General features: G+C 36.2%; 16 protein-coding genes. 11 read left to right on the top strand and 5 right to left on the bottom strand.

The features are described from left to right. Nucleotides 1-103 precede the first annotated feature (103 nt). From ACQ76T_RS19225 to ACQ76T_RS19205, 5 genes are all read left to right on the top strand, one after another. On the top strand, nt 104-3,505 hold the full coding sequence (locus tag ACQ76T_RS19225; protein WP_431344871.1) for a T9SS type B sorting domain-containing protein: 3,402 nt from the start codon (nt 104-106) through the stop codon (nt 3,503-3,505). A 228-nt stretch (nt 3,506-3,733) separates the two neighbouring features. Then, on the top strand, nt 3,734-4,525 hold the full coding sequence (locus ACQ76T_RS19220) for a hypothetical protein (protein WP_431344870.1): 792 nt from the start codon (nt 3,734-3,736) through the stop codon (nt 4,523-4,525). A 300-nt stretch (nt 4,526-4,825) separates the two neighbouring features. Beyond that, nucleotides 4,826-5,587 (top strand): DUF6759 domain-containing protein, encoded by a 762-nt coding sequence (locus ACQ76T_RS19215; RefSeq protein WP_431344869.1) that lies wholly within the window; start codon nt 4,826-4,828, stop codon nt 5,585-5,587. Between the two features lie 96 nt (nt 5,588-5,683). After that, entirely contained in the window at nt 5,684-6,361 is a 678-nt protein-coding gene (trmB, locus tag ACQ76T_RS19210) for a tRNA (guanosine(46)-N7)-methyltransferase TrmB (RefSeq protein WP_431344868.1), read from the top strand. Nucleotides 6,362-6,475: 114 nt separating this feature from the next. Further along, complete coding sequence (locus tag ACQ76T_RS19205) at nt 6,476-6,910, top strand: DUF6759 domain-containing protein (protein ID WP_431344867.1); 435 nt, start codon at nt 6,476-6,478, stop codon at nt 6,908-6,910. A gap of 418 nt (nt 6,911-7,328) precedes the next feature. On the opposite strand, the gene rpsB is transcribed toward ACQ76T_RS19205, so the two are convergent. The 3 genes from rpsB to rplM form a co-directional block, all read right to left on the bottom strand. Beyond that, complete coding sequence (gene rpsB / locus ACQ76T_RS19200) at nt 7,329-8,090, bottom strand: 30S ribosomal protein S2 (protein ID WP_431344866.1); 762 nt, start codon at nt 8,088-8,090, stop codon at nt 7,329-7,331. A 207-nt stretch (nt 8,091-8,297) separates the two neighbouring features. Further along, nucleotides 8,298-8,684, bottom strand: coding sequence for a 30S ribosomal protein S9 (gene rpsI, locus ACQ76T_RS19195; protein ID WP_007843277.1), 387 nt, complete (start codon nt 8,682-8,684; stop codon nt 8,298-8,300). Nucleotides 8,685-8,690: 6 nt separating this feature from the next. Then, nucleotides 8,691-9,146, bottom strand: a complete 456-nt coding sequence (rplM, locus tag ACQ76T_RS19190) for a 50S ribosomal protein L13 (RefSeq protein ID WP_027375420.1) — start codon at nt 9,144-9,146, stop codon at nt 8,691-8,693. A gap of 346 nt (nt 9,147-9,492) precedes the next feature. Here rplM and ACQ76T_RS19185 point away from each other — a divergent pair, with 346 nt between their 5' ends. Then, nucleotides 9,493-10,596: a DUF3667 domain-containing protein gene (locus ACQ76T_RS19185; protein ID WP_431344865.1), complete on the top strand. Its 1,104-nt coding sequence runs from the start codon at nt 9,493-9,495 to the stop codon at nt 10,594-10,596. Between the two features lie 41 nt (nt 10,597-10,637). Here ACQ76T_RS19185 and ACQ76T_RS19180 read toward each other — a convergent pair whose 3' ends face one another. Beyond that, nucleotides 10,638-10,970 carry a hypothetical protein gene (locus ACQ76T_RS19180; protein WP_431344864.1) on the bottom strand — a complete coding sequence of 111 codons (333 nt, stop codon included), beginning with the start codon at nt 10,968-10,970 and terminating at the stop codon, nt 10,638-10,640. A gap of 263 nt (nt 10,971-11,233) precedes the next feature. On the opposite strand from ACQ76T_RS19180, the gene ACQ76T_RS19175 reads away from it, so the two are divergent. The 5 genes from ACQ76T_RS19175 (at nt 11,234) to ACQ76T_RS19155 (ending at nt 18,674) form a co-directional block, all read left to right on the top strand. Then, entirely contained in the window at nt 11,234-14,581 is a 3,348-nt protein-coding gene (locus tag ACQ76T_RS19175; protein WP_431344863.1) for a methylmalonyl-CoA mutase family protein, read from the top strand. 117 nt (nt 14,582-14,698) lie between these two features. After that, nucleotides 14,699-15,739 carry a hypothetical protein gene (locus ACQ76T_RS19170; RefSeq protein ID WP_431344862.1) on the top strand — a complete coding sequence of 347 codons (1,041 nt, stop codon included), beginning with the start codon at nt 14,699-14,701 and terminating at the stop codon, nt 15,737-15,739. 42 nt (nt 15,740-15,781) lie between these two features. Beyond that, on the top strand, nt 15,782-16,492 hold the full coding sequence (locus tag ACQ76T_RS19165; RefSeq protein WP_431344861.1) for a diphthine--ammonia ligase: 711 nt from the start codon (nt 15,782-15,784) through the stop codon (nt 16,490-16,492). 36 nt (nt 16,493-16,528) lie between these two features. Beyond that, the gene (locus ACQ76T_RS19160) at nt 16,529-17,431 is read left to right on the top strand and encodes a hypothetical protein (RefSeq protein ID WP_431344860.1); all 903 of its coding nucleotides are present in this window, start codon (nt 16,529-16,531) and stop codon (nt 17,429-17,431) included. Nucleotides 17,432-17,549: 118 nt separating this feature from the next. Further along, on the top strand, nt 17,550-18,674 hold the full coding sequence (locus ACQ76T_RS19155) for a serine hydrolase domain-containing protein (RefSeq protein WP_431344859.1): 1,125 nt from the start codon (nt 17,550-17,552) through the stop codon (nt 18,672-18,674). Here ACQ76T_RS19155 and ACQ76T_RS19150 read toward each other — a convergent pair. Beyond that, on the bottom strand, nt 18,658-19,272 hold the full coding sequence (locus tag ACQ76T_RS19150) for a hypothetical protein (protein WP_431344858.1): 615 nt from the start codon (nt 19,270-19,272) through the stop codon (nt 18,658-18,660). The two genes, ACQ76T_RS19155 and ACQ76T_RS19150, sit on opposite strands and share 17 nt — an antisense overlap. Nucleotides 19,273-19,310: the final 38 nt, after the last annotated feature.

Genomic DNA, 19,310 nt, shown 5'->3' with positions numbered 1-19,310 from the left:
TTAAAATTTTCAAAACCACGATTTCAAAATCGTGGTTTTTTTGTTATATTTTCAATCATACAATGCTTTTTATTATTAAATTTGTGATAAATACTAATAGTAAATGAAGAAAACTCTATCTTTTTTATTTATATTTTATATTTTCTCCTCTCTTTTTGCACAATTAGACAGAGAACATTGGTTTGCTCCTATGGTCGATAGAAGCGGCGCGCCTAATCCTTATCAGAAACTTTATCTATCCACCAACAGAACAACTTCTTTCCCGGTTAGCATCTATAATAACAATATTCTGATCGGAACTGTAAATATCAGTAAAAACAATCCCCAAAAATTTGATGTTCTAAGAGATTATATTATTACCACTCAGCAGACAGATCTTTTTACTCCCACAACAAAAGGAATTTATCTGAAGGCCGAATTTCCTTTCTACGCCAATATGAGATTCTCGGTATTTAACCATGCAGAAATCATTACGTCAAAAGGAATTCCCTCTACAGGAAAAAATTTCTTTGTTGCTTCAGCTCCCATTACGGTAAACAATAATATACTCAACTTCATGACCAGTGTTCTGGCAACAGAAGACAATACCAGTGTTACCATTTCCGGATATAATCCTGGTGTTCTGTTTTCAAACGGAGCCACCGGAGCCACCAACCCAACCCTTACTTTTACCCTAAATAAAGGACAATCTTATATTATTGATGGAATTGGAAGTTTTGTTGGAAATTTTGACGGATTCATTGGAGCAAAAATTACAGCAACCCAACCCGTCAATGTTACCAATGGAAATTTCAACGGACAGTACGCAGGAAACTTTACTTCCAGTTCGGATATTCTGATGGATCAGGCCGTACCTGTTAACAGACTGGGTAATGAATTTGCTTTGGTAAAAGGTAACGGAAGCATTGGCGCCAATATGGAAGGTGCTATTGTAATTGCTACTGAAGATAATACTCAGATCTACGTTAATAACGAGCTGCTTCCTGTAGCAACTATTAATACAGGGAAATACTTTGTAATTCCCGATACTAAATACAGTCTTCAGGGGACCTCCCATTACAATCTCTATATCAGAACAAGTAAGAATGCTTACGTATATCAGCTTTTGGCTGGAGACTCCAATAGTGGAAATGAAGTAGCTACTGGAGGGTTCAATTTTATCCCGGCTCTGAACTGCTATCTCCCGAAACAGATCAACGAGCTTGGCTTTATTGACGAAAACTTTGTTCACTCAAATGGAAATCCAGCAGGTATTCTTAATATCCCTACCAAACTTAATCTTATTACCGAAAGAGGAGCTTTTGTTACCGTAAACGGGGGAATTCCACCCGCCTCATCCGGTCCTTACAATATGACAGGAACCAACAATTGGGTTACCTACGGAATTCCGAATGTGACAGGAACGATTACCATTGTTTCGGATAAAGCAATTACTGCCGGAATTACTGCCGGAAGTGATGCTGTAGGATATGGAGGTTTTTTTGCAGGATTTCCCACTCAGCCAGTTATTCTGAAATCCGGAGGAAACTGTATTCCAGGAATAGTGCTTACAGTAGATCCTATTATTTATGATACATACCAATGGTACAGAAACGGAATTATTGTGAATGGAGCTACAGCTTCATCAATTACTCCCACCCAGCCTGGCTATTATACCTGCTCAGTCACCATGGGCAGCTGTGCACCTCTGGTGACCGAACAATATAAAGTACTGAATTGTACCAAGCTCAGTACTAAGACCTATAATGTATGTAATGCTGAAACCATAGCACCTGCTTTCAGCAGTTCTACACAAACACCGCTTCCTGCGACAGTAACTATCAGCACTGCTCCTACATTAGGAACTGCGGTTATCAATCCGGCCACCGGAATCATTACTTATACGGTTAACAATCCCGGAACACCCGGAAATGATACTTTCACCTATACTTTCTGTGGAAACGATCCTGATTTTCCTGATTGTGAAACAATAACTGTCAATATTAATATTCAGGTACTTGCGATAAATAATGTGACATTAAAAGCTTGTGACATTAATGGCCAGGGAACATTCAATCTTACCACAGCCAATGTGGCCACCAGTAGCAGCCCTATTACGATTACCTACTACCCAACACTGGCAGATGCACAAACAGAAAATGCGGCAGCATTGATTACTTCACCGGGTATTTATACAGCTCCTAATGGCACAATCATATATGCTGTTGTAAAAAATAGTTTAGGCTGTAAAAATATTGCTCAAATTACCTTATCCCTATACAACAAAGCAATTGTTGTTGATAACTACAATGGTACTTTCTGTGATGACAACTTTGATGGGATCGTGAATATTATTCTCTCCAACATTACAGGGATCGTTTTGAATGACCCCAATTATTTTACCAATGTAAGATACTACACTAATCTTGCAGATGCCAATTCGGGAAATAATAATGTTCTTTCCAACCTATGGAGTTATAGTGCTAATACGACTATTTATATCCGGGTAGATTCTCCAGATGGATGTGCTACTGTAATAAAGCCTTTACAGTTTAGTATCGGAGCAAGGCTCCCACTTATGAGCAGAGTGGTTTCACAAAATGTATGTGATGATGATCTGGATGGAATAAAGACCGTAGATCTGGCTCAATTTATTCCTCAATTTACATTAGATCCAAATGTAACGTATACATTTCATACGACATTAACTGATGCGCAGAATAACGTGAATGCTATTCCTTCATCAGTAAATATTACCACCGGTCAAACCTTTTATATACGTTTTGAAAAAAATGGAGTTTGTGCAGAAATCGGCTCTATTCAAATTACGATTAAAATCCCTAAAAAATCTACTATCCTAGTGGATCAGGCTATTTGTCCAAAAACAACTACAACATTAGATGCCGGTCCTGGATTTGACAAATATTTATGGAGTACGGGAGAAACCACTCCTTCCATCACGAATGTTCCTGCTGGAAGCTACTGGGTGGAGCTTACCTTTAACGGATGCGTCTACAGGCAATATGTAAATGTCACAGAATTACCATCCCCTACCATTACTTCTATCGAAATTGACGGTACAACAGTAAAAGTCGGAGTAACCGGAGGCACACCTCCTTACGAATACTCTCTGGATGCAGTACTTTGGCAGAGTTCCAATGTTTTCTACAATGTTCCGAGAGGAGCCCATAATGTATATGTAAGAGACTCCAAACGTTGCGAAGAAGTAAAGAAACCATTTGCTATTATCAATCTTATCAATACCATCACTCCTAATGGCGACGGATACAATGAAGTCATCAATTATTCTGCCCTTATAGCCAATGATAATCTTGTATTCCGTGTATTCGACCGATATGGTGCAGAGGTTTTCAGAGGAACCCCTGAAAATAAATATACCTGGGACGGAAGAATAGGGGGCCGCTATGTTCCTACAGCTACGTATTGGTATTTTATTACCTGGACAGAATATGGATCATCACTTTCAATAAAATATTCAAGCTGGCTGCTTGTAAAACATAGATAAAGAATACAATAAGAAGAAAAGCTCTGAAGAAGTTCATAAAATGACATTAGCTTTTTCCAGTCTTTTTTCTTCCTATTTCCCTGCTCTTTTAGTCAGAATTAAGGGTAAAAAATAAATTTATAACACTCCTTAACAGTTTAATCTTAAAGTTTAATATAACTTTAACCTGTATTCTTTATCCAACTAGTGATTAATTGCTTTATTTCTGTGTAATTTTGCCGCAATTATATGAAGAAACTGTTTACCATATTGCTATTGATTTTTCTGGCAAAAATTAATGCTCAAACATACTCTGGAGAGGTATTTATACGAGACAACTCTATTCTTTACCTCAATCAGGTATACGTTACCAATTTGAACACTCAGAAAACTGTTCTTACAGATTTCAACGGTAATTTCAACATTCCTGCCAACCCCGGAGATGTTATCCGTTTTACTTCTATTGTAACGGAAAGAAAAGATATCAAACTCACCCAACAATTGGTGGAACAAAAAAATCTGGTAGAGCTTAAAATTGCTTATTATGAAATTCAGGAGATTGTACTCAACAGGTTTAAACCTACCGGAAACTTACGGTATGATGTAAATTCTCTTAGAAAAGAAGATAAAGCATATGCCCTTAAAAAAGTCATTGGGCTTCCGGAACCTAAAGGAGACGGAACTCCTCCGGAACTTCCGGTTGCCGGGCTAAGAGACGGAGGTCTTACTTTCAGTCTTGAAAGCATCTATGATCTACTTTCGGGAGAAAGAAAGAAAAAACAGCGTTATCAAGCTTATGAAAGGATGAACACTTCTGTTACCCAAATTAAAAATTATTTAGGCAAAGACTATTTTGCAAAGTTCAAAATTCCTGAAAATCTGATTGATAATTTCCTTCAGTTTGTTTATACTTCTGAAAATATTCAACCTTACGTATTAGCAGGAAACTTTGAAGCAATAAAAATTCCTATTGAAAAATATTTACCTATATATCAAAGAAGGCTTAAAAATTCTCACCTTCAGGAAGTTCTTACTAATTAGGAAAATAATAGATGATATTTTGAATAAAAATATTCCCCGTGTACATTTCTGCACGGGGATTTTTTTTCACATACACAGAAACTAATCCCGTTTTGAAACCATTTTTATTGTATCTTTCACACTGAAATACAGCATACTTGACGATGAAAAATAAACATTTCATTAAGTATTCAAAACATGTTTAATTTTACATCACAAAGAAGTGTTTTAAATAAATATGATAATATTCCGTTATCTTACTATACTAATAACCTGAGCGCAAATTAAGAGAAGTACCAAATTCTAACTTAATATTAATGAATGAAAAAAAGTTTTTTACTTCTTTGCCCACTCTTGTGTCTGAACCTTTTTGCACAGAAAGGTAAAGATTATAGTGAAATTTTGAAAAGCAAAAATATTTATGAAATTAATGCTTTTCTAAGAGATGCTCATCCCGATGATCCCCGAAGATCCGTCCTGAAACCCAGAGTAATGGACATGATGAAGGAATACATTAAAAATGCAAATTCCTCAGATAAAAAAGTGAAAGATATGCAGGAAATGCTGGCCTTATTGAAGAGAAGACCTTCTACAAAAATCACTTTTGATGAGATGAATGCGATTATAAAACAAAAACAGATCTCTAAATATAAAGCTGAACTTTCCGCCAAACAATATACTGCCGTTTACACACCCAGTACTGTGCAAAATGCTTTTGTAATAAATACTGCCGCCAATAGTGCGATTCCAAATGCTGAAGCAGAAGAGTTCAATATGCTAATGGCAGTTTCTCCTGTTGAACATAAAAACAGAACCGTAAAGATCCTTAATTCTCTATTTGATAACGATCCGAATGCTAAAGAATGTATTGTTATGATCCAGAATAAATCGGATTGTAATATTATCGTAAGAATGGAAGGAGTAGGAACTACCAAATACAGACTTGCGGTTCCTGCTCAGGGAGAAAATTCTATTGTTATCGAGAAAGGACAGTATCTTTTCAGCAGCCTCGTGTGCGGGGCCCAATATTCATCACAAAAAACAATACAGAGACCTATTATGGTTGCTTTGGGCAGTCAATAAATCAATAGTGAAACAAATTATCTCTCTGTCTTTTACCTTCAAAAGACAGAGATCTTCTGTAAATTTTTAGTATTTTTGCACTCATTTTATAATTCAATGGGCAAGAACAAATTAGCAAGATTTGCAGAAAACAAGATATTACCAAATGTAATTCAACCTTCAAGAGAAGATGCTTTAAACGGCTTTGAACTGAAAGGAAAATGGAGAGAAAATTTCTTTAAAAATGACAATCCTATCGTTCTGGAATTAGGTTGTGGTAAAGGAGAATATTCTGTAGGGCTCGCCAAAACATTCCCTGAAAAAAACTTTATCGGGGTTGATATCAAAGGGGCAAGATTCTGGTTCGGAGCTAAAGAAGCTGTAGAAAACAATATGAATAATGTAGGTTTTTTAAGAACGCAGATAGAGCTTGTTGATTATTTCTTTGCGGAAAACGAAGTAGATGAAATCTGGATTACATTCCCTGATCCACAAATAAAATTCAAAAGAACAAAACACAGATTAACCCATCCGGATTTTTTAAACCGTTATAAAAAATTCCTGAAGCCTGGAGGTATTATCCATTTAAAAACCGATTCAGAATTCCTGCATGGATATACACTTGGATATTTACAAGGTGCCGGCTATGAAATTATCTCAGCCCACCACGACATTTATGGAGCTCCTGAATATGACCCTAATACAGAACATTTGAGAGATATTCAAACGTATTATGAAGGTCTTTTCTCGGCAAAAGGCAAAACAATTACTTACATTAAATTCCGGATAAGCTGATAAAATAAACCATTAAAATTATCCCAATCAGACCGAAACTGAGTAAGATATATCAAAATGAACATGTCAAGGAAAGGCCATTGAAAAAAGAAAAGTAAAAAACAATAAATGGATATGAAAAAGCTATTATTTTTCGCTGGAGTTTCATTACTATTCATGAGCTGTAATGTGAACTACGGCAATTATCCTACAAGAACCTCCTACCCTTCCAACAATGCAGGTAATACTGCCAATACAGAAAGGGAATACAATGAGCTAATCAAAACCTACAAAGCAGAAACCGCTGATGTACTTAATGACCTTCTGAACAGTGATTCTCCCAACAATCCCAAGACTTCAATTTCGGTAACCAATAAGTCCAACTGTAATATGGTCTTAACTGTAAGCGGGAATAATTTCTTCAAGAAAATCCCTATAGGTGCAGGAAAAATTGGATATACAATGGTTTTAAAGAATCAAAACTACAGATTATCAGGAATGGTTTGCAATTCTGTATACCAATCTACAAAGTATATTACAAGCTCTTATTCGGTGTCTATTTCGAATTAAAAAATAGCTTTACGGCATTCTAAAGTCATTTCATTCCAGAGATGACTTTTTTATTTATGATTATAGGAAATAATTCTGTTATTACTTAGAATAGAAATATTTATTGACCCCCCTCCTTAAATTCAAGTGAATATTTTATTATATCTAAAACTGACAATTGCGGAATCCGAAAAGCGTACAGAGTAGGAAACACACAAAAACAAAACTATGAAAGACTTAAAGAAAGTCTCAAGAAATGAAAGGAGGATATAAAAGCTGTCTTAAGTAGGCTTAACGTGCTGTTCAGGAAAATGCAGAATGGGAATAGTTATCTCCAGCACTGACCCCGACATAGAGGACACGATGGTATGCCCTAATTAAAACAGAAAAACGCTGAATCGAAATCCAGCGTTTTTCCTATATTAAAGAAAATCTTTAATTATTCTGCATCGAAATCAGTATCTGTATCAGCAGACACTTTTTCTCCTTCTTCTTTAGATTTTTCTTTATCAGCTTTTCTTTGAGACTGACCTTCTTTGATAGATTCAGAAACTACGCTAAGGATCATATCAATAGACTTAGAAGCATCATCGTTTCCTGGGATAACGAAGTCAACTTTTCTTGGGTCAGAGTTTGTATCAACGATACCGAAAACTGGAATACCTAGTTTCTTAGCTTCAGTTACCGCGATGTGCTCTCTTAAGATATCAACTACAAATACAGCAGATGGAAGTCTAACCATATCAGCGATAGAACCTAAGTTCTTCTCTAAGTTAGCTCTTTGTCTGTCAACTTGTAATCTTTCTTTTTTAGATAAAGTTTCGAACGTACCGTCTTTTTTCATTTTGTCGATAGAGTTCATCTTCTTTACCGCCTTTCTGATAGTAACGAAGTTCGTTAACATACCTCCTGGCCATCTTTCTGTAATATAAGGCATATTAAGTTCAGAAGCGTGTTTTGCAACCACTTCTTTCGCTTGCTTCTTAGTAGCTACGAAAAGAACTTTTTTACCTGCAGAAGTTAATTTTTCTAAAGCGCTGCATGCTTCATCTAATTTAACTGCTGTTTTATGTAAGTCTACAATGTGAATACCGTTTTTCTCCATAAAAATGTATGGAGCCATATTTGGATTCCACTTTCTAGTCATGTGACCGAAGTGTACGCCAGCCTCTAAAAGGTCTTTTACATTTGCTTTTGCCATGTTTTCTGTTTTTGTTAGTTTACTTTCCGTCTTTTAAACAATCAACAACTTCTTTAGATGGGAGAAGCGTTTGGATGCTAAACGTAACGGGCAATTGGCGGTTTGCTTTTTGCTTGTGGCAATTGGCTTTTCGCCGAGATTAAGTTTAAAAAAATTTTAATAAATTCCTGAAGCCAATAGCTAAAAGCCATTCGCCAACAGCAAATCTTAACGTTTTGAGAATTGGAATCTCTTTCTTGCTTTTTTCTGACCTGGCTTCTTTCTTTCCACCATTCTTGCGTCTCTTGTAAGTAAACCAGCTGGCTTTAATGCTAATCTGAACTCAGCGTTGATTTCGCATAAAGCTCTTGAAATACCTAATCTGATAGCCTCTGCCTGTCCTGTATTACCACCACCGAATACGTTTACGGTAACATCATACTGACCAACAGTCTCAGAAAGGATAAACGGTTGGTTTAATTTATAAACCATCACGTCTGTAGAGAAATATTCTTTAGCATCTTTACCGTTTACTGTAATGTTTCCAGAACCTGGTTTTACATAAACTCTAGCTACAGAAGTTTTTCTTCTTCCGATTTTGTGAACTATAGACATAATTAATTATTTAAATTCGTTAACATTAATTGTTTTTGGCTGTTGAGCTTCATGTTTGTGCTCAGTTCCTTCATATAAATAAAGGTTCTTAAGGATAGCAGCTCCTAATCTGTTTTTAGGTAACATACCTTTTACAGACTTCTCTAATACCTTTAAAGAATCTTTCTTTTGAAGTTCAGCCGCAGTCATAGACTTCTGTCCTCCAGGATATCCTGTATGCCAGATGTAAGTCTTATCAGCCCACTTGTTTCCGGAAAGCGTAATTTTCCCAGCATTCAAAACGATTACGTTATCACCACAATCTACGTGAGGTGTAAAGTTCGTTTTGTGCTTACCTCTCAAAATCTTTGCAACCGTAGAAGCTAGTCTTCCTAACGGCTGTCCTTCAGCGTCTACCACAACCCATTCTTTATTAGCAGTAGCTTTGTTCGCTGAAACAGTTTTGTAACTTAATGTATTCACACGTTTTAGTTAAAGATTAAACATAATTTACCCCTAAAAGGGTGTGCAAAGGTACAAATTATTTTCGTATCCCAAAAACATATTTCATTTAATCTGTATAATATCTGTTATTCAGCCTTATAACAATAGACTTTAACGATAGAAATTCTTTTGGCACAAAACTTGTGAAGTGTTGCCCCGATGAAAAAAAAACGTTTAAAGATTCTAAAAACACAAATGACAAAGCAAAGAGTTTATTCCCTCAACTCTTTCTTTTATTAATTTTTCTTTAAAGATTTCCGCAAAACCCATCAGTATAATTATTTATTTCCCAAAATAATTATCTTTACCGCACAAATCTATATCCATGAGCCACGGAAAAATAAGAGAAGATAAAACCTGTCTAAACTGCGGACATCAGGTCGAAGAAAGATATTGCCCCTCGTGCGGACAGGAAAATATTGAGAGACGACAGCCATTCCATTTCCTTTTCACCCACTTTGTGGAAGACTTTACTCATTATGACGGACAGTTTTGGGGAACGGTAAAAAATCTGCTGTTTAAGCCTGGTAAACTTACCAATGTTTATCTGGAAGGTAAAAGACAGAAATTTGTACCACCGGTAAAGCTTTATATTTTTGTGAGCTTCATTACCTTTTTCGTGTTTGCACTGTTTCCAATGATGACTCTTAACTTTGGTTCAAAGAAGGACATCAATGCCAGTAAAACGAAGTTTTTGGAACAAATGAAATCTATGAAAACTCAGAAAATGCTGGACAGTATAAAATCTAAAAAGATCCTGACTCCACAAGATTCTGTAACCATTAAAAGCCTGAGTACCATCCCAGACTCTGCCCAGATAGACGATCTTGAAGATATACTGGAAATGAATAAGAAGATTGACGATAATGTTGGCTATGGAAGATATAAGACCCGAAAATCATATGATTCAGCAGCAGCTAAAAACCCGTCAGTATTTGATCTTATTCAGACTCCGGTCGCTCACAAGTTTTTTGAACTCAAAGAAAACGGAGTAACAAAAGAGGAAATTATGAAAAATATGGTAGAAAAATCTTTTCATAATCTACCAAAGGCTCTTTTCATCTATCTGCCCCTTTTCGCCTTCTTTTTATGGATATTCCACAGCAAGAAAAAATGGTGGTATTTCGATCACGGGATTTTCACACTGCATTACTTCTCTTTTCTATTACTGAATATACTGCTTATATTTTTGGTGGCCAAAATCATAAGCTTTTCAAGTTTTGGTCCACTTAACCTTATCTTATACCTTACCCTCTTTGGTCTGCTGTTTTATATTGTTATCTATTTCTTTGTAGCGCATCGCAGAGTGTACCGTTCCCATGGGATTGTAAGTTTCATCGTTGGAAGCACATTGTTTACTCTTAATTTCTTTGCCTTTATGTTTTTAGTCGTCGGACTTGCGATAGTAAGCTTCCTGATGATTCATTAAATAAACAATTCGGCTGTCATTTCTGACAGCCGAATTTATTTTTAGTTTCTTAAAGATTTACTTCCTCTAAAGCTTGCTATAAGATAGTAGGCTACAAAAACCATAGAGAATTTCAAAATAGATGGGATAGCCAGTTCAAGACTAAAAATGAGGGTTCCTATCAAAACCAAAATTCCCATCGCTACGAAAGACAATCCCAGTTTCTTGGGTAGTGTAAAATGAGGAGTATCCAAATAATAAGCAATTCCCCATGCTGCTCCAAAGGCTACCGCATAATAGATTTCTAATCCAACACTCTCTGAACTCAACAGGAAATAATTAATAAGGAAACTTACGACAGTTCCCAGTAAGAAGTATATCAAAGCTTTTTGCATATCTGTAAAATATGTTGCAAAAGTAGAGAAATTAATTCGACCAAGATAAAGATGTACCCAATTCAAAATAAACCCCTGTTATTCACACTGCTTTAGGGTTACTTTACTTCTAACCTCTTCAAGTGTGAAACTCTCAAACATAAAATGGGGAGATATAATTAAATAGGGCTCTACAACAAAATGATATTCAATACAATAAAATCAAACACAAGGTTCTTTTTTTATTATTATATTTGGAAACTTAGAAACTTTCTAGAATTTTTATGGAAACCCAAAAATATACTCCAACCAACAAGGTAAGAATCGTAACAGCTGCCTCATTATTTGATGGTCACGATGCTGCGATCAATATTATGCGTCGTGTCATTCAGGGAACAGGATGCGAAGTGATCCACCTAGGACACGATAAATCTGCAGAGGAAGTTGTAAATACAGCAATCCAGGAAGATGCCAATGCTATTGCATTAACTTCATATCAGGGAGGTCACAATGAATATTTTAAATATATCTACGATCTTTTGAGAGAGAAAAATTCACCACAGATCAAGATTTTTGGTGGCGGTGGCGGTGTAATTCTTCCTGAGGAAATCAAAGAACTGATGGCTTACGGAATTGATAGAATTTACTCTCCGGACGACGGCCGTGAGCTTGGCCTTCAGGGAATGATTGATGATCTGGTAAAAAGATCTGATTTCGCTACCGGAAAAGATGTCACGGCAGAAGATCTGAATGCTATCAGCTTTGAAAACTCAACAAGCATTGCAAGAATTATCTCTGCTGTTGAAAACTTTTCAGACGAAAAACCTGAGCTTGTAAAAGCTATCGATGAACAATCTAAAGATCTTACCATTCCAATTATCGGGATCACAGGTACCGGAGGGGCAGGAAAATCTTCTTTAACAGACGAATTGGTAAGACGTTTCTTACGCGCCAACACCGATAAAAAAATCGCTATTATCTCTATAGACCCTTCCAAAAAGAAAACAGGAGGAGCTCTTCTTGGAGACAGAATCCGTATGAACGCGATCAATGATCCCAGAGTCTATATGCGTTCTATGGCAACCCGGGAAAACAATGTTTCCGTTTCTCCGTTCATCCATTCTGCATTGAATGTATTGAAACTGGCACATCCGGATGTTATCATTCTGGAAACTTCAGGTATCGGACAGTCTGGTTCAGAAGTTTCGGATTTTGCAGATGTTTCTATGTATGTGATGACTCCGGAATATGGAGCTTCAACACAGCTGGAAAAAATCGACATGCTAGATTATGCAGATCTTGTAGCACTGAACAAATCGGACAAGCGAGGAGCGTTAGATGCGCTTCAGGCGGTAAGAAAACAATTCCAGAGAAACCATTTATTATGGGAAAGTCCATTGGAAGATATGCCAGTATATGCTACAAAGGCTTCTCAGTTCAATGATCACGGTACAACAGAATTATATAACCGACTGGTTTCTAAAGTCAATGAAAAATTTGCAGATCTACATTTAAGCACATTCGTTGAGCAGGAAATTACAGACGAAGTGACGATTATTCCTCCAAAAAGAGTTCGTTACCTTTCTGAAATTGTAGAAAACAACAAACAATATGATTCCAACATTGAAAAGCAGGCTGAACTGGCAAGAACAATGTATCATATTGAAGGGGTAAAAAATATCATTTCTAATGAAGTTTTAGATGCGGAATATCAAAAAGCGGAAAAAAACCTTCAACAGGAAAACATCGACTTCCTTAAAACCTGGGATGATACGAAGAAAGCTTTCCATGCAGAATTTTATTCCTATTATGTAAGAGGAAAAGAAATTAAAGTAGAAACATCCACAGAATCTTTATCTCACCTTAGAATTCCAAAAATTGCATTACCAAAATACAATGACTGGGGAGATCTGATCAAGTGGAAAGGACAGGAAAATCTTCCTGGAAGTTTCCCTTATACAGCCGGAATTTATCCGTTCAAAAGAACAGGAGAAGATCCAACAAGGATGTTTGCAGGAGAAGGAGGCCCTGAAAGAACCAACAGAAGATTCCATTATGTATCTGCAGAAATGCCGGCAAAACGTCTGTCTACAGCTTTTGACTCGGTAACTTTATATGGTCAGGATCCAGCTTTACCACCAGATATCTATGGTAAAATTGGTAATGCCGGGGTTTCTATTGCAACCCTGGATGATGCTAAAAAACTCTATTCAGGATTTGACCTTGTTAATGCATTAACTTCAGTTTCAATGACGATCAATGGTCCTGCACCTATGTTGTTAGCCTTCTTTATGAACGCTGCCATCGATCAGAATGTTGAAAAATACATCAAAGAAAACGGATTAGAAGCTAAGGTTGAAGCTAAGCTTAAAGAAAAATTCGATGATAAAGGGTTAGAAAGACCAAGATACAATGGTGAACTTCCTCCATCCAACAATGGTTTAGGATTACAACTTTTAGGTTTAACAGGAGACGAAGTAATTCCAGCAGAAGTATACGCAGAAATTAAAGCTAAAACAATTGCTACCGTTCGTGGTACTGTTCAGGCTGATATTTTAAAAGAAGACCAGGCACAGAATACCTGCATTTTTTCCACTGAGTTTGCTCTAAGGCTAATGGGTGACGTTCAGGAATATTTCATCAGAGAAAAAGTGAGAAACTTCTACTCTGTTTCCATTTCTGGATACCATATTGCAGAAGCAGGGGCTAACCCTGTTTCTCAGTTGGCATTTACCTTAGCAAACGGATTCACTTATGTGGAATATTATTTGTCAAGAGGAATGGACATCAACGATTTTGCTCCCAACTTATCATTCTTCTTCTCCAACGGTATTGACCCTGAGTATTCAGTAATCGGACGTGTCGCAAGAAGAATCTGGGCAAAAGCCATGAAACTGAAATACGGAGCCGATGAAAGAAGCCAGATGTTGAAATACCATATCCAGACTTCCGGACGTTCTCTTCACGCTCAGGAAATTGATTTCAACGATATCAGAACAACGCTTCAGGCATTGTATGCTATTTATGATAACTGTAATTCACTTCACACCAATGCTTATGATGAAGCGATTACTACTCCTACAGAACAGTCTGTAAGAAGAGCAATGGCCATTCAGTTGATCATCAACAAGGAATTGGGTCTTGCTAAAAACGAAAACCCGCTTCAGGGATCATTTATCATTGAAGAGCTTACCGATCTTGTTGAAGAAGCAGTTTATACAGAATTTGACAGAATTACTGAAAGAGGCGGAGTTCTTGGAGCCATGGAAACCATGTATCAGCGTTCTAAAATTCAGGAAGAGTCTATGCATTACGAATGGCTGAAGCATACAGGAGAATACCCAATCATCGGAGTGAATACATTCCTTGGAAAAGACGGTTCTCCAACAGTTCTTCCGGGAGAAGTTATTCGTTCTACAGAAGAAGAAAAACAAGCTCAGATTGAATCTCTTCACAACTTCCATAATGCAAATGCCAACAGGTCTGAAGAAGCATTAAGCAAACTACAGCACGCTGCCATCAACCAGCAAAACCTTTTCGAGGTTATGATGGATGCTGTAAAATACTGTTCTCTTGGGCAAATCACCAATGCTTTGTTCGAAGTAGGTGGTAAATACAGAAGAAATATGTAATCCACTATCGGACAGACATTTTCATAAAATTAAACCTCAAAGGATTTCTTTGAGGTTTTTTATTTTTAATAAACTAATCATTAAATTTATCAGGTATTACAATTCAAAATAACCAATATGAAAACCCATTTAAAAAGAATATCATTTTTGATAGCAGTAGGAGTATCATCTATTTTATTTTCACAAAAACGAACAGAAGATTTCACAATCAGTCTTCCCACTCAAAAAGCAGATAAAAGCTACTACAAAACAATCACAGTCATTGATCGTAGAATTGATACAACTTCAGTAGGAATTATTCAACAGGGGGCATTCAATGCAAAAGCAAAAGTCATTCCTACATCATCGCTTCCCGATCAGTTTCAACATATTCTGAATAGTGTAAATAATGAAAATACAGAGAATGGAAGTTTGGTCTTATATCTTAAGCAATTATATTTTGCAGAAGTGACCAAAGCATTCACAGAATTTGGATATTGTTATTTCCAAGGATTTTTATTTGCCAAAAATGAAGACGGAACTTATTCTTTACTTGACAAAACAGATACTGTTGTAGATCACAGGTCAATGGATGTTACAAAAGAAATTTTAAGAAAAGGCAGCGAAATGCTCACACAATTTATAGTGAAAAATGTCCCCAGAAAAGCTGACACAACTGTGAAATATACCTTTGATCAGATTAAACAGTTTGATGATACTGATAAACAGTCTATAAGTTTATACAATTCTCCACAGTTAAAAGACGGCGTTTATAACGATTATCTTTCTTTAAAAAATCAGCAGCCTCAAAAAGAAATTAGCAATGTGAAGTTTTATGGCAACATGCCAAAAATTGTAAGGATCTATGAAATGGTTGATGGCAAAGAACAAGAAATAAAAAAGGATGACATCTATGCAATTATTTATAAAGGCGACCCATATATTTATCTTCCTATAGAAAATCTCTTCAATAAAGCAGAAAAAAGAGATAACGACTATTATTTTACAGGAAAGCTAAGATCAGGCGGTCCCAATGTAGGGAATCTGAGTATTGGAGTATTCTTCGGTGCAGTAGGTGTTTTATTTACGTCAAATCCGGCTTATCCTTTCGAACAGAAAATTGATTATCTCAACGGTGCTTTTATTCCTATCAGAGAAATCCAATCTAAAAAATATTAATTTGCAGAATCTTCCTATTTTTGGGAGATTTTTATTTTGACAATGAAACCCAAAGCCTTATTCAATTGGAGCAGCGGAAAAGATTCTGCTCTTGCCCTTTACACCTTATTAAAAGATGATCAGTACGAAGTAACGACCCTTCTCACCAGTATCAATCAGGAATTTCAAAGGATATCGATGCATGGGGTTCATGTGTCTCTTCTGGAACAGCAGGCTTCTTCTATCAGTATTCCTTTGGTAAAAATGGAACTTCCCAAAGAACCATCCATGGAAGAATATCAGAAGATCATGAGTACCACAATGGCTGAAATGCAGGCTCAGGATATTACTCATTCTATCTTTGGAGATATTTTCCTGGAAGATCTTCGTCAATACCGTGAAGAGCAGCTAAACAGAATAGGTATGAAGGCGGTATTTCCTCTCTGGAAGCAAAATACCTCTGACCTCATCCACGAGTTCTTAAGCCTTGGCTTTAAAACTATCGTAACCTGTGTAAATGGTATTTATCTTGATAAAAGTTTTGCCGGAAGGATTATTGATCAGCAATTTCTGGATGATCTTCCTGAAAATATTGATCCCTGCGGAGAAAACGGAGAGTTTCACACCTTTACTTTTGACGGGCCTATTTTTAAACATCCGATTCAGTTTGAAATTGGAGAAACCGTTATGAAAACTTATCCCAAACCAAAAACGGAAACAGGAGACCAAGATGAGGATTATATTTTCTGGTTCTGCGACCTGATTTCAAAATAAATTCCTGCAAATTTCGTTTGTAAAAAAACTAAATACATGAGCCTTTTTTTAAGAATAGAGAATCCATGCTCCCAAACGATGGATGATATGCAGGATATTCCCGGAGGAAAATTCTGTAGTGTCTGTAAAAAAAGTGTCCTCAATCTCTCCAACCTCAGCTCCACTGAAATAAAGGCAGTTCTTGAACAGAAAAGAGGTGAAACATTCTGTGGTATTGTATTAAAAGAACAGCTCAACACTCCCATCCCTACTCTTCACACAGATTTTGTAGAGCTTTCATCAAGAAAATATCCTATCACAAAGGTTGCTGCGGGAATTGCTCTTACGGCAAGTGTATTTACGACAGTTCCGGGACAGACCATTCCATTGAAAAAGCATGAAACAACCGTTCAGAAAGATCATTCAAAGAATAAAAATCAGGGACAAAAGCAGCCTGTAAAGAAAGATGGACTTACCCTTTTTACAGGAAAAATAGTAGCTAAAAAATCAGGAAAACCTCTTACCGCAACAGTAAGCTTTATTACGATAACGAAGATCTACTCTACCCAAACAGACGCCAATGGAAATTATACGCTGGAAATTCCTTCAGAGGCTGTCAAACAAGAAAATTTACTGGAATTTAAACCGGACGATATTTATCACGATGGTACCATGTCAATTTATACGAAAAATGCTCTTTCAAAGCACCAAACAATACAATTATTGAACAACGGATATGAAAGAGTAATGGGTGAAATCGCCACTGGTCCGCCTTATGCTACATCTCAATCATTTATTTCATTGGATGGTAAAGTGCTGGATTACAAAATATTCAACAAAAGTTATTTTCTCTATGCCAACCGGTATGAGGTGTATTACATTCCTAAAGCTTTTGTAAAATTTTTCACATCCAAAGAAAATATAAGTGATATCTACATTGCGTTTGTTAAAAAGAAGTGATTCCTGTATTCATTCCTATTTATCTTCGTGATATTCAAATATAAGTCTCTGGTTACATTGAGAGTTTTTTGTTATTTTTGGGTAACAATGTTGCCAAAAAATTATTCCCAAATACAAAATGACTCTAAAAAAATTCCCTTTTCTCCCGCTTATACTTCTATTCATTGCTTTAGTATCATGTAAAAATGAACCGACAATACAGGTTAAAACTATAGATAAAAAAGCCATAATAGATTCTACCATCAATGCTTTTCAAAAGACTCTGTTGGAACAGCAGATCGATTCTGTATTTAAAAAGTATCATTTTAATGGGAGTATTGCCGTTTTTAAAGACACTTTGCCATTATACAGAAAACAAAGCGGCTATTCTGATTTTAAGAACAAAACAAAGATCGACAGCAGTACCATTTTTGCCATCGGTTCTGTAAGTAAACAATTCACAGCAATTTTGGTTTTGCTCCAGATGGAACAGGGAAAGCTGAATCTTACAGATAAAGTTTCCAGTCATCTCAAAGAATTCCAAATTAAGGAGTATGAAAATATCACCATTCATCAACTTCTGAACCATACTTCGGGACTGAATCTGATGGGTGGAAAACTCATGTTTAAAAGCGGTTCAGATTTTTTCTATTCTAATGACGGATTTAATGCTCTGGGAAAAATTGTGGAAAAAGTCTCAGGGAAGTCTTATGATGATAATGTTTTGGAACTTTTCAAAAAAGTGGGAATGCATCATTCTTCAACAGCTGATGTTTTTAAAGGAACTCATTTCGCAGGAGCTTATCTCGGTACAGCCAATAAATTTCAGGAAGTTCCCAATATGCCCAAGAGGCTTGGAGGAAAAGATATTGGAATTCCTGCCGGAGGAATACTGTCTACGATTCAGGATCTTCATACATGGAATAATGCTTTGTATGGCGGAAAGATTTTAAAACCTGAAACATTACAGAAATTTATGGGCAAAAGTGCAGAAAGACATCATGCCGTTTTCGGAAAGATGGGCTATGCCTATGGAATTATGGTAAACATTGGCAAGCCCAATTCTTATTTTCACAGTGGATATGTAAAAGGATCTCCTTCTTTAAATATCTATTATCCAGATACCAAAACTTCGGTAATCATCCTTTCTAATATCGCAGATGAGGAAAAAGGCAAAGGATCCATTTTCAAGCCTCATATTGAAGTTAAAAAAATTACAGATCATCTTGAAAACACGATTTCCCAACTTAAATCAGCACATTAGTTTTCTTTGCTTTGAAATAAAGAAGCTGAATTTTAGCAGCCATAGCATATAGAAAGAAAGCCTTCATCATTCCGCTTCCTATCGGGGTAAGACCATCATAAAGAAAGTATAAGGAGGAAAAAAGAACAATACCCAAGGCTACATTTTTAAGAATTAATGGGTGAAAGCTTAACTGCATATAGTGATACAGTCTCATTTTTCTGAAAATAAAGTTGTACCCCAATAATACCGCCATTATTCCCAATAAAGAAATCTCTATGTACATGAAAAGATCTGTATTGCTAAAGATCAATGTTGAAAATATCAACGAGAAAGCCAATGCACAAATTGTAATGCTCCTGAATCTTCTCTGCACTATTTCTCTCTCTATCCTGGTTATTTTCCTGAATGAAAAGAAGTCTGCTCTTACTATTTCAAGTTCACGGCTCCAACTTTGTTGAGTTTTAGTAAAAGCTTTCTCAAATATAATGGATTCCTCATCCATAAGGATTGAAATCTGTTCAGTGAAGTGATCTTTAATTTCGATGAATAAATCCCTGTTCAAATTTTTAGATAAAAGATATCTTACAATCTCTTTTTCTTCCTGTAAAGTAATCATGGTTCGTTCGTTTTTTGTTATTAGATATTGAATGTAGG

Source organism: Chryseobacterium sp. JK1 (assembly GCF_050632815.1).
In the GTDB taxonomy this organism is placed as follows: domain Bacteria; phylum Bacteroidota; class Bacteroidia; order Flavobacteriales; family Weeksellaceae; genus Chryseobacterium.
This window is presented reverse-complemented; position numbering and strand designations above follow the sequence as displayed.

Coding starts and splice junctions, on each gene's coding strand:
- ACQ76T_RS19170 (WP_431344862.1), top strand. CDS start 14,699: ATGAAAACCCATTTAAAAAGAATATCATTTTTGATAGCAGTAGGAGTA.
- ACQ76T_RS19205 (WP_431344867.1), top strand. CDS start 6,476: ATGAAAAAGCTATTATTTTTCGCTGGAGTTTCATTACTATTCATGAGC.
- ACQ76T_RS19150 (WP_431344858.1), bottom strand. CDS start 19,272: ATGATTACTTTACAGGAAGAAAAAGAGATTGTAAGATATCTTTTATCT.
- rpsB (WP_431344866.1), bottom strand. CDS start 8,090: ATGGCAAAAGCAAATGTAAAAGACCTTTTAGAGGCTGGCGTACACTTC.
- trmB (WP_431344868.1), top strand. CDS start 5,684: ATGGGCAAGAACAAATTAGCAAGATTTGCAGAAAACAAGATATTACCA.
- ACQ76T_RS19215 (WP_431344869.1), top strand. CDS start 4,826: ATGAAAAAAAGTTTTTTACTTCTTTGCCCACTCTTGTGTCTGAACCTT.
- ACQ76T_RS19165 (WP_431344861.1), top strand. CDS start 15,782: ATGAAACCCAAAGCCTTATTCAATTGGAGCAGCGGAAAAGATTCTGCT.
- ACQ76T_RS19220 (WP_431344870.1), top strand. CDS start 3,734: ATGAAGAAACTGTTTACCATATTGCTATTGATTTTTCTGGCAAAAATT.
- ACQ76T_RS19225 (WP_431344871.1), top strand. CDS start 104: ATGAAGAAAACTCTATCTTTTTTATTTATATTTTATATTTTCTCCTCT.
- rpsI (WP_007843277.1), bottom strand. CDS start 8,684: ATGTCTATAGTTCACAAAATCGGAAGAAGAAAAACTTCTGTAGCTAGA.
- ACQ76T_RS19160 (WP_431344860.1), top strand. CDS start 16,529: ATGAGCCTTTTTTTAAGAATAGAGAATCCATGCTCCCAAACGATGGAT.
- ACQ76T_RS19175 (WP_431344863.1), top strand. CDS start 11,234: ATGGAAACCCAAAAATATACTCCAACCAACAAGGTAAGAATCGTAACA.
- ACQ76T_RS19155 (WP_431344859.1), top strand. CDS start 17,550: ATGACTCTAAAAAAATTCCCTTTTCTCCCGCTTATACTTCTATTCATT.
- ACQ76T_RS19180 (WP_431344864.1), bottom strand. CDS start 10,970: ATGCAAAAAGCTTTGATATACTTCTTACTGGGAACTGTCGTAAGTTTC.
- ACQ76T_RS19185 (WP_431344865.1), top strand. CDS start 9,493: ATGAGCCACGGAAAAATAAGAGAAGATAAAACCTGTCTAAACTGCGGA.